The sequence below is a fragment of the Aquitalea aquatilis genome, from assembly GCF_005155025.1.
Taxonomy (GTDB): domain Bacteria; phylum Pseudomonadota; class Gammaproteobacteria; order Burkholderiales; family Chromobacteriaceae; genus Aquitalea; species Aquitalea aquatilis.
This window is the reverse complement of the sequence record NZ_CP039731.1, coordinates 3,062,682-3,076,890: the sequence shown is the minus strand read 5'-3', so window position 1 is coordinate 3,076,890 and position 14,209 is coordinate 3,062,682. Positions and strand designations below refer to the sequence as shown.

9 protein-coding genes are annotated in these 14,209 nt (G+C 62.1%); 6 read left to right on the top strand and 3 right to left on the bottom strand.

Going from position 1 to position 14,209, the window contains the following annotated elements:
• Positions 1–354: 354 nt before the first annotated feature.
• The 6 genes from FAZ30_RS14480 (at position 355) to FAZ30_RS14455 (ending at position 12,033) form a co-directional block, all read left to right on the top strand.
• The gene (locus FAZ30_RS14480) at positions 355–1,548 is read left to right on the top strand and encodes an acetate/propionate family kinase (protein ID WP_124645473.1); all 1,194 of its coding nucleotides are present in this window, start codon (positions 355–357) and stop codon (positions 1,546–1,548) included.
• Positions 1,549–1,574: 26 nt separating this feature from the next.
• The gene (gene pta, locus FAZ30_RS14475; protein WP_124645474.1) at positions 1,575–3,656 is read left to right on the top strand and encodes a phosphate acetyltransferase; all 2,082 of its coding nucleotides are present in this window, start codon (positions 1,575–1,577) and stop codon (positions 3,654–3,656) included.
• A 308-nt stretch (positions 3,657–3,964) separates the two neighbouring features.
• A complete protein-coding gene (locus FAZ30_RS20905; protein ID WP_137009679.1) occupies positions 3,965–5,440 on the top strand; it encodes a methyl-accepting chemotaxis protein in 1,476 nt (491 codons plus the stop codon).
• 114 nt (positions 5,441–5,554) lie between these two features.
• Positions 5,555–9,496: an ATP-dependent RNA helicase HrpA gene (gene hrpA, locus FAZ30_RS14465; RefSeq protein ID WP_124645476.1), complete on the top strand. Its 3,942-nt coding sequence runs from the start codon at positions 5,555–5,557 to the stop codon at positions 9,494–9,496.
• A gap of 85 nt (positions 9,497–9,581) precedes the next feature.
• Positions 9,582–10,715 carry an HD-GYP domain-containing protein gene (locus FAZ30_RS14460; protein WP_124645477.1) on the top strand — a complete coding sequence of 378 codons (1,134 nt, stop codon included), beginning with the start codon at positions 9,582–9,584 and terminating at the stop codon, positions 10,713–10,715.
• 115 nt (positions 10,716–10,830) lie between these two features.
• Positions 10,831–12,033, top strand: coding sequence for an HD-GYP domain-containing protein (locus tag FAZ30_RS14455; RefSeq protein ID WP_168190854.1), 1,203 nt, complete (start codon positions 10,831–10,833; stop codon positions 12,031–12,033).
• A 78-nt stretch (positions 12,034–12,111) separates the two neighbouring features.
• Here the strand turns inward: FAZ30_RS14455 and nagZ are convergent, their stop codons facing one another.
• From nagZ to FAZ30_RS14440, 3 genes are all read right to left on the bottom strand, one after another.
• The gene (gene nagZ / locus FAZ30_RS14450) at positions 12,112–13,194 is read right to left on the bottom strand and encodes a beta-N-acetylhexosaminidase (protein WP_168190853.1); all 1,083 of its coding nucleotides are present in this window, start codon (positions 13,192–13,194) and stop codon (positions 12,112–12,114) included.
• Between the two features lie 72 nt (positions 13,195–13,266).
• On the bottom strand, positions 13,267–13,647 hold the full coding sequence (gene acpS / locus FAZ30_RS14445; RefSeq protein ID WP_124645479.1) for a holo-ACP synthase: 381 nt from the start codon (positions 13,645–13,647) through the stop codon (positions 13,267–13,269).
• Positions 13,644–14,207, bottom strand: a complete 564-nt coding sequence (locus FAZ30_RS14440; RefSeq protein WP_124645480.1) for a metal-dependent hydrolase — start codon at positions 14,205–14,207, stop codon at positions 13,644–13,646. The genes acpS and FAZ30_RS14440 overlap by 4 nt, the downstream gene beginning before the upstream one ends.
• Positions 14,208–14,209: the final 2 nt, after the last annotated feature.

The following is a 14,209-nucleotide window of genomic DNA, read 5'->3' as shown; positions in this document are numbered from 1 at the left end:
GCGGCTGGCCCCCAAGTCAGTACAAGGGGCGAAGCTGGCAGTCACCGTGCATGCACTCGCATCACCGCCGCCGCCAGCACTGCCTGACACACCGCCAAGGCTTGTCCCTGCGGCAATGCAGGCAATCGCAGCGCTGCGCAAGCGAGGTAAATCCCGCATTGCAGCATGCGCGGCCGCACTGGATAATCGCCGCCCGGTTAACACCGACCAAAGGAAAGAGAAGAGGAGCCCGTCAACTGCTCCGCACCGTCATCTTGCTGCCACAGTCATAATCCTAATATGGCCGACATGCCGGCTGGCGACAGTTATTTTCCCAACGGACCCCTTTTTAGCCATTTACTACTTCCAGCGCCTATGAAATCAAGCATTCTCGTTATTAACTGCGGCAGCTCCTCGCTGAAATTCGCTCTGATCGATACCGCCAGCAAGCAGGTCATCCTGACTGGTCTGGCTGAAAAACTGGGCCTGGAGCAAGGCCAGATCAGCTTCAAGCATGCAGGCCAGAAAGACAGCCTGCCGCTGGCAGAAGCCAATCACTCCGCCGCCATGCACGCCATCATCGGCCGTCTGCGCGAGCTGGACTTGCTGGACAGCGTCAAGGCCGTAGGCCATCGCGTGGTCCATGGCGGCGAACACTTCAAAGCCTCCGCAGTCATTGATGGCACCGTCATTGCCGAAATCGAGAAATGCGCCAAACTGGCCCCGCTGCACAATCCGGCACACCTGCTGGGCATTCATACCAGCATGCAGCAATTCCCCGGACTGCCGCAGGTGGCCGTATTTGATACCGCCTTCCATCAGAGCATGCCGCAGCAGGCCTATCTGTATGCCGTGCCGATGCAGCTGTACCGCGAGCACGGCGTGCGCCGCTATGGCTTCCACGGCACCAGCTACCGCTTTGTTACTGGCGAAGCCGCGCGCTTGCTGGACAAGCCACTGGAAGAAACCGCCTTTGTCTGCGCCCACCTGGGCAATGGCGCGTCTGCCGCCGCCATCAAGGGCGGCCACAGCGTGGACACCACCATGGGCCTGACCCCGCTGGAAGGCCTGGTCATGGGCACGCGCTCCGGCGATATCGACCCGGGCATTTTCGGCTACCTGGCTTCCGAGCTGGGCCTGGATGTCAACGGCGTGACCGATCTGCTGAACAAGAAATCCGGCCTGCTGGGCCTGTCCGAGCAGTCCAGCGACTGCCGCGAACTGGAAGACGCCGCCATGGCCGGCCAGCCGGAAGCGATTCTGGCACTGGACATTTTCAGCTACCGCCTGGCCAAGCATATTGCCGCCCTGACCGTGGCACTGGGCCGGCTGGATGGTGTGCTGTTCACCGGCGGCATCGGCGAAAATTCGTCCTACCTGCGCGCACGGGTGATCAAGCAACTGGGCTTTCTGGGCCTCAAGCTGGACGAAGCCGCCAACGAACAATGCATCCGCGGCAAGGCTGGCCGCATCACCACTGCCGACTCCGTGCCGGCACTGGTGATCAATACCGACGAAGAACTGATGATTGCCCTCGACACCGCCCTGCTGGCCGGCCTGTCGGTCTGAGGCAGCGCTAAGGAAAGAGTCCAAGCATGCATACTTTTTTTCTGGCCCCGACCGGCTTTGATGCCGGCTTGACTTCGGTGGCACTGGGCATGATTCGCGCACTGGAGCAATCCGGCTTGCGCGTGGGGTTTGTCAAACCCATTGCCCAGGGTGCCGACAGCAGCTCGCCGGAACGCTCCACCCACTTTGCCCGCGCCATCTGCCACCTGAATCCGCCGGAACCCTTGCCGATGGAGCGGGTGGAGCACCTGCTGGCACAGGGTGAAATCGACCAGTTGATGGAAGAAGTGGTGTCGCTGTATCAGCAGGCCTCGCACAACGTTGACCTGATGATTGTGGAAGGTCTGGTCCCTGATCAGAAGCAGGTGTTCTCCACCTTCCTCAACACCAAGATCGCCCGAAACCTGCAAGCGCAAACCATTCTGGTGACCGCCGCCGACAAACTGGCCAGCCACGAGATCGCCGAGCAGCTGGAACTGAGCCTGCAGGCTTTCGGTGCCCAGCCCGGCCATGTCGCTGGCTACATCCTGAACCGTCTGCCCAAGGAACAGAATGCCCAGCAACTGGCGATGGAAATCCTGGAAGCCGGCAACCTGCTGCAGAAAAACCGCCTGACCATGATTGGTGCCATTCCCAGCGAACCGGAGCTACTGGCCCCGCGCACGCTGGACGTGGCTCACTATCTGCAGGCACGGGTACTGCACGCCGGCCAGATCAGCCGCCGTCGCGTGCGCAGCATGGCAGTGACCGCCCGCACCGTGCCCAATGTGGTTCATCTGCTCAAGCCCGGTGCCCTCATTGTCACTGCCGGTGATCGTGAAGACATCGTACTGGGCACGTCCATGGCCGCCATGAACGGCGTACCGCTGGCCGGCCTGCTGCTGACCTGCGACTCGCTGCCCGACCCGCGCATCCAGCAACTGTGCCATCAGGCCTTTACCAGCGGCCTGCCGGTGATGACCACCACCCACAACACCTTTGAAACCGCCAGTTTCCTCAGCAATATGAGCCGCCAGGTACCGGCGGACGATCTGGAACGGATGGAACGGGTCATCGACTTCGTGGCCGAACACCTGGACGCCGACAAGCTCAAGCGCAATGTTGGCGCGCCGCGCGAACACCGCATGCCGCCGCCGGCCTTCCGTTATCAGTTGATGGAGAAGGCCCGCCGTGCCGGCAAGCGCATTGTGCTGCCGGAAGGCAATGAGCCGCGCACCGTCAAGGCAGCCGCCATCTGCCAGGAAAAGGGCATCGCCCATTGCGTGCTGATCGGCAACCGCATCGAGATCGAACAGATCGCCGAAGCCCAGGGCGTGACCCTGCCGGCTTCGATTGAAATCCTCGATCCCAACGAAGTGCGCGGCAACTACATCCAGCCCATGGTGGAACTGCGCAAGGGCAAGGGCCTGAACGCGCCGATGGCCGAGCAGCAACTGGAAGACAATGTGGTGCTGGGCACCATGATGCTGGCGCTGGGCGAAGTGGACGGCCTGGTATCCGGTGCCGTGCATACCACCGCCAACACCATTCGCCCTGCCCTGCAGCTGATCAAGACCGCACCGGAAGCCAAGCTGGTTTCCAGCGTGTTCTTCATGCTGATGCCGGAACAGGTGCTGGTCTACGGCGACTGTGCAGTCAACCCGGACCCGACCGCAGAAGACCTGGCCGATATCGCCATCCAGTCCGCCGACTCCGCCGCCGCCTTTGGCATTCCGCCGCGGGTGGCGATGATTTCCTACTCCACCGGTAGCTCCGGCAGCGGTTCGGACGTGGAAAAAGTGCGCGAAGCCACCCGCATCGCCCGCGAAAAGCGTCCTGGCCTGGAAATCGACGGCCCGATGCAGTACGACGCCGCCAGTGTGGAATCGGTAGGCCGCCAAAAAGCCCCGGACAGCACCGTGGCCGGCCGTGCCACCGTGTTTGTATTCCCGGACCTCAATACTGGCAACACCACCTACAAAGCGGTGCAGCGCTCGGCCGGCGTGGTCAGCGTCGGCCCCATGCTGCAAGGCCTGCGCAAGCCGGTAAATGACCTGTCGCGTGGTGCGCTGGTGGATGACATTGTCTACACCATTGCCCTCACCGCCATTCAGGCGGACAAGCGCTAAGACCACTCCGGCAGCACCAGCCGCCGCAACAGCCCGCCCTCACCGGCGGGCTTTTTTACGTACTGCGCCATTGGCGCAACAGCCGTATTCCACTCCAGCGCATTGTTTCAAAAAGACTTTCCCACAAACACCAGGCAAGGCCGTGATGTACATCCCATGCAATAAGGCAGCAATCAGCCGGCATTCCAGGCTGGACATTGCTGCATTCAAACGGATGTTTTACATTATCACTCGCCTTGTTTTTAAAGCCGGGCATATAAAACAAAACAAAACTTACAAATAGAGTGCTACGAGGGAGAACTCACCGCATGGCTGCCACCACCATTACCGACTGGTTTATTCCAGAAGACATCCGCCAGTCACCCGAACTGGCCATCCCGGCCCGCACCACCGTAGGCGTCGGCCTGCTGGCCGGCTGTATCGCTCCGCTGTTTTCCATCGAGTATTTCATGCTGGGGCACAGCGCCATGGGCATAGGCATTGCCCTGGGCGGACTGGGCCTGCTGCTGGGCACCCTGCTGCTCAGACTGACGGGAGCCGTGCGCTTCTGCGCCGAATTCATCACCAGCTGCATGTTCGTCATGGTGTGCTGGATGGTGTATGTCAACGGCGGCATCATGTCCACCAGCGTGGTGTGGTTTGCCTCCATCCCGTTTACCGCCATCTTTGTCTCCACCCGTCGCTCGGGCTGGACATGGATGGTACTCACCATCATGGCCATCGCGGTGTTCTACCTGCTATCTGCCGATCCGGGAGCCCTGCCCGCCGTCCCCATCGCGCGCGAGGAGATTCCCAAGCTGCAAGCCAAGTCACTGATCGGCCTGAGCATTGTGGTGCTGACGCTGGCCATGGCGTTTGACAAGGCCAAGGTAAAAAGCCTGGAGCGGCTGGAACGAGCCAGGGCCGAATCCGAGCACGCCAGCCGTGCCATGCGCGAGATGATGGAACAGGTGGCGCGTTCGATTCAGGCCGCCTCCAGCGCCAGCCGCGACATTGCCGACAGCACCGGGCTGATGGCGCAAACCATGGCCGAACAGCGCAGCCGCGCCGAAGACATGATGGTGGTGGCACAGCAGATGGCGGTGGTCACCGGCCAGAACGCCGCCCAGTCCGACAGCGCCACCCGGCTGGCGCAGACGGCGGGCAATGCGGCCAGCAGCGGTGGTCAGGTGATGGATCAGGCCGTGCTGCAGCTGGGCCGCGCCGGTGAAGTCATCTCGCACGCTGCCAGCAAGCTGGAAGACCTGGGCCAGCGCAGCGCCGAGGTCAACGGCATCGTGCAACTGATCCGTGACATTGCCGACCAGACCAATCTGCTGGCGCTGAATGCCGCCATCGAAGCCGCCCGAGCCGGAGAAATGGGCCGTGGCTTTGCCGTGGTGGCCGACGAAGTACGCAAGCTGGCCGAACGCACCCAGAATGCCACGCTGGATATCGGCAACAAGATCTCGCTGATCGTGGACGGCACCAATCAGGCCATCGTCGCCATGCGCGACGGCAACGACCAGATGCAGGCCGGCCGCAACAATGCCCGGGAAGCCCAGCAGAACCTGCAGGGCATCATTCATGAAACCCGCCAGCTGGCCGGCTTGCTCGAACAGGTGGCACAGGCAGAAAACAGCCAGAATCACGGCTTTGCCCAGTTTGCCGGCGACATTACCGCCGTGGGCGAATCCACCCGCTCGCTCTCCACCGAAACCCGCTCCATCGCCGACGCCATCAAGCGGCTGGACCAGCTGCTGGACGAGCTGGGCCGCTCCTCGCGCGCCCAGCACGCCAGCTAGGTGCCAGCAGCGCACACCATCACGCAGACCGCCAGCAGGCGGTCTTTTGCTTTCAGTCGCCTGCCCGGCCTCTGTTATACTGGCTGCCTTCTGTAAACCAGTGCTCTTTGCCCGATGACCACCCCAGTCCAGCAGCTGTCCCAACTCAAAACCCGCCTTGCCCATTGCCTGATCCGTGATCGCCATGTCTTGCGCCGCAAGCTGAACGATGCTGGCGAGCGCCTGAAAAAAGGGCAGCCGGCAGACAAGCAACTGGCCGACATCAGCCAGCAACTGGAACGCTCGGCCGCCCGCGCCGAGGCCCGCCGCGCCCATCTGCCGCGCCCGCAGTTCGACAAGGCGCTGCCGGTCAACCAGAAGCTGGACGATATCAAGGCAGCCATTGCCGGCCATCAGGTAGTGATCATCTGCGGTGAAACCGGCTCCGGCAAAACCACGCAGATTCCCAAGATCTGCCTGGAGCTGGGGCGTGGCGTGTACGGACTGATCGGCCATACCCAGCCACGCCGGCTGGCGGCACGCTCGGTGGCCACGCGCATTGCGCAGGAGCTGGGTTCACAACTGGGTGAGCATGTCGGTTTCAAGGTGCGCTTTACCGACAAGCTGTCGGAAAAATCCGTGATCAAGCTGATGACCGACGGCATCATGCTGGCGGAAACCCAGACCGACCGCTATCTGGAAAGCTACGACACCATCATCATCGACGAGGCGCACGAGCGCAGCCTCAACATCGACTTCCTGCTGGGCTACCTCAAGCAGCTGCTGCCGCGCCGTCCCGACCTGAAAATCATCATCACCTCGGCCACCATCGATGCCGACCGCTTTGCCCGCCATTTTGATGGCGCGCCGGTGATTGAAGTGTCCGGCCGCACCTTCCCGGTGGAAGTCCGCTACCGCCCGCTCAAGCAGCGCGACGAAGACGAACGTGAAATGGAAATGGAAGACGCCATCGTCGATGCCGCCGACGAGCTGTCACGCCAGGGCGCGGGCGACATGCTGGTTTTCCTGCCCGGCGAGCGCGATATCCGCGAAACGGCAGAAAAACTGCGCAAGTCCGGTATTCGCGGCTATGAAATCCTGCCGCTGTTTGCCCGCCTGTCCAATGAGGATCAGCAGAAAATCTTCAAACCCTCCGGCGGCCGGCGCATCGTGCTGGCCACCAATGTGGCGGAAACCTCGCTGACCGTGCCGGGCATCAAGTATGTGATCGACACCGGCCTGGCCCGACTCAACCGCTACAGCCCGCGCGCCAAGGTAGAACTGCTGCAGGTGGAAAAGATTTCCCAGGCCGCTGCCCGCCAGCGCGCCGGTCGCTGCGGCCGGGTCGAGGCCGGCATTTGCGTGCGTCTGTATGCCGAAGAAGACTTCAACGCCCGTCCGGCCTTTACCGACCCGGAAATCATCCGTTCCAATCTGGCGGCGGTAATCTTGCGCATGGCCGCGCTGCGGCTGGGCCAGGTGGATGCCTTCCCCTTTCTGGAAGCCCCCAGCAGCCGCCTGATTGCCGATGGCTACCAGGTGCTGACCGAGCTGGGTGCGGTGACCGACAATAATGAGCTGACCCCGGTGGGCAAGGAGCTGGCACGCATTCCGGTGGACCCGAAAGTGGGCCGCCTGCTGCTGGCCGGGCGTGATTTCGGCTGCATGCGCGAGGTGCTGATCATCGCTTCGGCGCTGTCGGTGCAAGACCCGCGCGAGCGCCCCTTCGATGCCCGCGAAGCAGCCGAGCGCGCCCAGGCCCGCTTTAACGACGAAAAATCCGACTTCCTGTCCTATCTGCATCTGTGGGATTTCTTCAGCGACGCACTCAAGCACAAGAAGTCCAACCGCCTGCTGGTGAATACCTGCCACGAGCACTTCCTGTCCTATCTGCGCCTGCGCGAATGGCGCGAACTGCATGGCCAGCTGGCCGAAATTGCCAGCGAACTGGGCCTGATCAAACGTGAAGAAGCCCATGCCGACGCCGAGCAGATCGACGCCCAGATGTCGCAGAAGAAGCGCCAGCAACTGGACGCCGTGGTCTACGAGAACCTGCACAAGGCCCTGCTCACCGGCCTGGTCGGCAATATCGGCATGAAGAATCTGGAAGGCGACGACTACATGGGCGCACGCGGTGTCAGCTTCCATGTTTTCCCCGGTTCCGGCCTGAAAAAGAGCAAGCCCAAGTGGCTGGTAGCAGCCGAACTGGTGGAAACCACCCGCCTCTACGCCCGCTGCGTGGCCAAAATCGAGCCGGAATGGGTGGAAAAACTGGCCGCCCATCTGGTGAAGTACCACTATTTCGAACCGCACTGGGAAAAGAGCCGGGGCGAAGTCGTTGCCAGCGAACGGGTCACCCTGTACGGCCTGACGCTGATTCCGCGTCGTGCCGTCAGCTATGGCCGCATTGCCCCGCTTGAGGCACGCGAGCTGTTTATCCGTGGCGCACTGGTGAACATGGATTACGTCAGCAATGCACCCTTCTTCCAGCGCAACCAGCAGCTGATCCGCGAAGTGGAGCAACTGGAACACAAGGCGCGCCGGCAGGATGTGCTGGTGGACGAAGAAGCCCTGTACGCCTTCTACCACGAGCGCATCGGCAGCGAAGTGGTCGATGCGGCCAGCTTTGAAGCCTGGCGCAAGGAAGCGGAAAAAACCGAACCCAAACGCTTGCACCTGACCCGCGACGAGCTGATGCGCCATGCCGCCCAGCATGTGACCGAAAACCAGTTTCCGGAATGGCTGGAACTGGAAGACGGCAAGCTGCGGCTGAAATACCGCTTCGAACCCAGACACCCGCTGGACGGCGTCACCATGGATGTGCCACTGGCCATCCTCAACCGCCTGCAGCCGGCACCGTTCGAGTGGCTGGTGCCCGGCATGGTGCGCGAAAAGCTGCAGCAGCTGATCAAGGGCCTGCCCAAGCAGGTGAGACGCTGCTGTGTGCCGGTGCCGGACTTCGTCACCCGCTTCCTCAGCAGCAATCCTGACCAGCAGCAGCCGATTGCCGGCCAGCTGGCCCATTTCATTCTGCGCGAAACCGGCGGCGTGAAAGTCGACCACGATGCCTTCAAGCAGCAAGAGCTGCCAGAACATCTGCTGTTCAACTTCCGCATCATCGATGATGGCAAACAGGAAATCGGCCTGGGCCGCGATCTGCTCGCCCTGCAAAAGCAGTTTGGCCAGGCCGCCCAGCTCACCTTCCGCGACAGCAGCGCCGACTTCGAGCGCGACGAGGTCAGCAGCTGGGACTTTGGCGAACTGCCGGAAAGCATACAGTTTGCCCGTGGCCGCCAGCAGCTCACCGGTTTCCCGGCGCTGACACTGGAACAGGACAAGGTGGCCATCCGCCTGTTCGACACCCAGCCGGAGGCCGAACGCCATCACCGCGCCGGGGTGATCCGCCTGCTGCAACTGCAGTTGAAGGAGCAGATGAAACAGCTGGGCAAGGGCCTGTCCGGCATGACCCAGATTGGCCTCAATCTGCGCAATGTGGCGAATGTCGAACAATTGTTGGCCGATGCCATTGCCTGCATCTGCGACCGTGCCTTTATCGGCGAAGATGCCCTGCCGCGCAACGAGAAAGCATTCAACGATCAAAAGACCCGCGCCCGCACCCGTCTGCCGGCGGTGATTCAGGCGGTTACCCAGTATCTGAGCCAGATCGGCAGCGAATACATGCCGCTCTACAACAAGCTGCAAAAGCACCGGCTAGGCCAGGAGCTGCAACAGCAGCTGGGCAAGCTGGTCTACCCGGGCTTCCTGTATGACACGCCCTGGTCACAGCTGCCGCATATCACCCGCTATATGCGCGCCATGGGCTTGCGCATGGACAAGCAGCCGGCCAATCCGCAACGGGATGGCCAGCGCGCAGCCGAGATACGCGAACTGTGGAACAAGTGGGAAGCACGCATGGCCAGCGAGCGCGAAGCTGGCGAGCCATCACCGGCGCTGCAGGATTTTCGCTGGCAGCTGGAAGAGCTGCGCGTCAGCCTGTTTGCTCAGGAATTGAAAACGCCCTATCCGGTTTCAGTGAAACGCTTACAAAAAGCCTGGCAGGACCTGCCTAAACAATGACAATTATCAATCATTCCTGCCGAATAAATCTGGCGATAGCAATGACAAAAACATAGAATGTTGCGTCCATTCGAAACCGTGCACCATGTCTGACAATAATCTTTCCGACAAGCTCAAATCGAGCGCCATTTCCATCGGCAAAGAACTGCCGATGGATGTCTACGCCAAAAACGGCATCTTGCTGCTCAAGCGTGGTCACTATGTGCTATCGCCGGACATGAAGCATCGCCTGATCAAGCTGGGCTTTGCCGAACAGCCAGCCGAGGTGAAGCCGGCCGAAAAAACGGCCGACAACTACCGCAAAGGCCAGTCGCTGTTCGAGGAAATCGTCTTCCTGCAGCAAAGGGTGCGCAATATGTTGCAGCACGCGCTGACCCAGCCGGATCTGGAGCAGCGCGTGCGCGCCATCGCCCAGACCATCATCAGCCTGAGCGAGCGCCATCCGGATGGTCTGATGGCCTCCATGCTGCTGCTGCCCTTTCAGGAATACGGTGTGGCGCACTCCTTGCACACCACCGCTCTGCTGACACTGATTACCCGCCAGATGAAGCTGCCGGCCGGTCACCGCGAAATCCTGCTGTGCGCCGCGCTCACCATGAATATCGCGCAGATCGAGCTGCAAAATGAACTGTTCAGTCACGAGGGGCAGCTGACGCCGCAGCAGCGCAGTGCCATCAAGGAACATCCTTTGCTCAGCTCGGCCATCCTGCGCGAAGCCGGCATCGAAAACGAGCTGTGGCACGCCCTGGTACAGACCCACCATGAAAACTGGCAGGGCAGCGGCTACCCCTTTGGCCTGGAACGCAAGCAGATCCTGCCGCCGGCACATCTGCTGCATCTGGCCGACATCGCCTGCGCCAAACTGGCACCGCGGCGCTATCGCAGCGCGCAGCTACCGGCCACGGCACTGGGCAATCTGTTCCAGCGCAAGGATGTCGATTTCGACAGCGCCTTTACCACCATGCTGATCAGGGAGCTGGGCATTTACCCGCCCGGCAGCTTTGTCAAACTGGTCAATAACGAAATCGCCGTGGTGCTGGCACGCCGCGACAAGCCAAGCGAGCCGCAGGTAGCCGCACTACGCAAGGCCGACGGCCCGGCCTATGCCGAAGTATTGCTGCGCGAAACCAGCCACTCGCAGTACAAGATCGCCGGCCCCTGCTCGTTCAGCATGGCGGGGGTGCGCATCTCCTTCCTGGCCAGCCTGTGGAAAATCTGAGCCATCGGGTCTGCTTGCAAAAGCCAAGCACCGCACAGGCCGTCAGCTTATAATTGCGGCTGCTCCGCCAGCTTGTTGGCGCAGCGCCCGTAACCCACGCCGACAGCATCGCCGCATGAACTCCCGCAACAAGAAGCAACTGCATGACAAGGTAGTGCCCGAACAGATTCTCATGGGCAAGGAACTACCACTGAAGGTAGTGCCCGAACAGATTCTCATGGGCAAGGAACTACCACTGGATGTTTATGCCAAGAACGGCCTGTTGCTGCTGAGCAAGGGGCATTTCGTGCTGAGCGATCGCCAGCGTGAAAAGCTCCTGGAAATGGGCTATGCGGTGGATGGCAACAAGCTGGACGCCGTCAGCCTGCCCGAAGCCGACCCGATGATGGTGCGCGAGAGCGTGCTGCACGAGATGGCCTTCCTGCAGCAACGCACCCGCACTCTGCTCAACTACGCCCTGCAACTGGAAGACTTCCCGCGCAAGGTCAGCCTGCTGGTGCGCGACATCGTCCGCCTGAGCGAACAGCATCCCGATGGGGTCATTGCCAGCCTGCTGCTGGTGCCATTCAACGAATACGGCCCGGCCCATGCCCTGCACACCACCGCCCTGCTGGCCCTGCTCAGCCGGCGCATCCCCCAGCTGAGCAGCGAACAACGCCATACCGTGCTGGCCGCAGCGCTCACCATGAATATGTCGATCTGCCAGCTGCAGAACACGCTCTATCACCAGCAGGAAGCCCTGACACCCCAGCAGGAAGAAGAAATCGCCGGCCACCCGCTGATGAGCTCGGCCATTCTGCGCGAAGCCGGCGTGAGCAATGAACTGTGGCACTGGCTGGTACAAACCCACCATGAATCCTGGCTGGGCAATGGCTACCCCTACGGCCTGGCGCGCGGGGAAATCGAATCGCTGGCGCACATCCTGCACATGGCCGACATCACCTGCGCCAAGCTGACCCCGCGCAGCTACCGCGCCGGCATGGTACCGGCCGCCGCGCTGGGGCATTTGTTCCAGCGCAAGGACACCGAGTTCGACCCGGCCTACACCACCTTGCTGATCAAGGAGCTGGGCATCTACCCGCCCGGCAGCTTCGTGCGCCTGGCCAATGATGAAATCGGCGTGGTACTGGCCCGCCGCGAAAAAGCCAGCGAACCGCAAGTTGCTGCCATTCGGCGTGGCGATGGTCCGGCTTATATCGACGCCCTGATTCGCGATACCAGCCTGCCGGCACACAAGGTAGTCTCCCCTTGCACCGCTGCCATGGCCGGCGTACGGGCCTCGCATCTGGCACGACTGTGGCGCACCCAGCTCAACTGAAACCACGGCCACCAGGCACAAAAAAAGCCGGCGCGATGCCGGCTTTTTGCTTGCCCCGAAGCGGGCGGGTATAGCGGCCTAGCTGGCTTCACCCACGGCCGGGCCCTGCAATACGTTCTGCGGCATACCCAGAGCCAGTACGCGGCGCTGGCGCTCGGCAAAGCCGGCCGTGCCGATTTCCTGCTGCCAGCTAGCGACTTCACCAGCACCGGCCATGCCTTGCAGACGTTCCGCCAACTTGGGCTGCGGCGGCACTTGCAAGCCGGCCAGCACCTCGTCAGCACGTGTGGGCTGATTGCAAACCAGCACCATATCGCAGCCTGCTGCCAGTGCCGCCGCTGCCCGCTCGACAAAGCTGCCAGCTCCGGCAGCACCTTCCATACCCAGGTCATCAGAGAAGATGACGCCGTCAAAGCCCAGCTGGCCACGCAAAATGTCCTGCAGCCATACCGGGGAAAAACCGGCCGGACGATCATCTACCGCCGGATACACCACATGGGCCGGCATCACCGAGCCCATGCCAGCTGCCGCCATGCGGGCAAAGGGGATCAGGTCGTCGGCTTCCAGCTCGCTCAGTGTGCGGTCGTCTTGCGGCATGAGGAAATGGCTGTCGCCCGCCACGAAACCGTGACCAGGGAAGTGCTTGCCGCAGGTGGCCATGCCACCTTGCCGCAGCCCGCGCTGCAAGGCCAGGGCCAGCTCGGCCACCACTTCCGGCTCGCGATGGAAGGCACGATTGCCGATGACCGCGCAGCGCCCCCAGTCCAGATCCAGCACCGGGGTGAAGGACAGGTCGATACCACAGGCACGCAACTCGACAGCCAGCACCACCCCCACGTCCTCGGCAGCGGCACACGCGGCGGCTTCATCCTTCTGCCACAGCTCACCCAGCACACTCATCGGCGGCAAACGGGTAAAACCTTCCAGAAAGCGCTGTACACGGCCCCCTTCGTGATCGACGGCGATCAATAGTGCGGGGCTGCGCAGGCAGCGGATTTCGGCAGTCAGTGCCTTGAGCTGTTCGATATTCTGGAAATTGCGGCGAAACAGGATGACCCCACCGACCAGCGGATGGGACAGACGCGTGCGCTCTGCGTCGGTCAGACTGAAGCCGGCCACATCCACCATGACCGGACCACGTTGCAGCGACAAGGCTTGCATGGCTGATACTCCAAACAGTGTGAGGGCCGGGCGGCCCTCAGGATTGATTCTTTGGCAAGGATAGGCCGGGGGCTAATCCTGCTCCAATACCACAAAGGCCAGGGCGTGTTCGCGCTCGTCCGTGATGGAGACATGGCTGCGCACCACGCCGCGCTGCAGCAGGAAGTCCTGCAAGTCCGGGCCGAATACCAGCATGGGTTTGCCCTGTGCATCGTGGCTGACAGCAATGGCGGTGAGCAATACCGGCTGCACCACCCCGGTACCCACCGCCTTGGACAGTGCTTCCTTCACCGCAAAGCGCTTGGCCAGGAAGCGCGCCTGATCGGCCGCCGCCAGAAAGTCAGGCATTTCCGCCTCGGCCAGAATGCGCCGGCCGGCCTTGTCGCCCCAGCGTTGCAACAGGCCCTGCATGCGGGCGATTTCCACCATATCGGTGCCAATACCGTAGATCATGCCTGCTCCTTGCGCCGTTCAACGCTGACACGCAGCAGCCACAGCATCAGACAAGGCAGCCAGACATACAGCAACTCGGTATAAACCACGCGGCCGCCTTTGGCCGTCAGCCATAGTCGCGGTGAGATGGGCGCACCTTCAATCGGCCGCCACGGCAGCAGATAGCGCTGCATGTCGAACGGCATGAACAAAGCCGGGCCATGCGTGGCATCGGTCAGCATATCCAGTCCGGCATGACTGGCGATGACGGCAAACAGCAGCAAGCAGGCCGAGCGCAAGGACCAGCCCAGCCGCTGCCACAAACCACGGCTGCAAGCAGTCAGCAACAATGCTGCCAGCAGGGCCAGCAGCAAGGAATGCGACACACCGCGATGCCCCCAGGGGCTGGCATAAGGAATGCCAAGCTTGAAGGTGACCACGTCCAGGTCGGGCAGCATGGCCGCGGCAGCGCACAGCAGCAAGACCTTCAGACCATCGGCGCGCGAGGCTGCGGCCGAGCCGGCCCCCGCCAGACGGGATAGCGTGGCCCCGGCCACCGCGTGGCTGATGATGGTGGGCATGC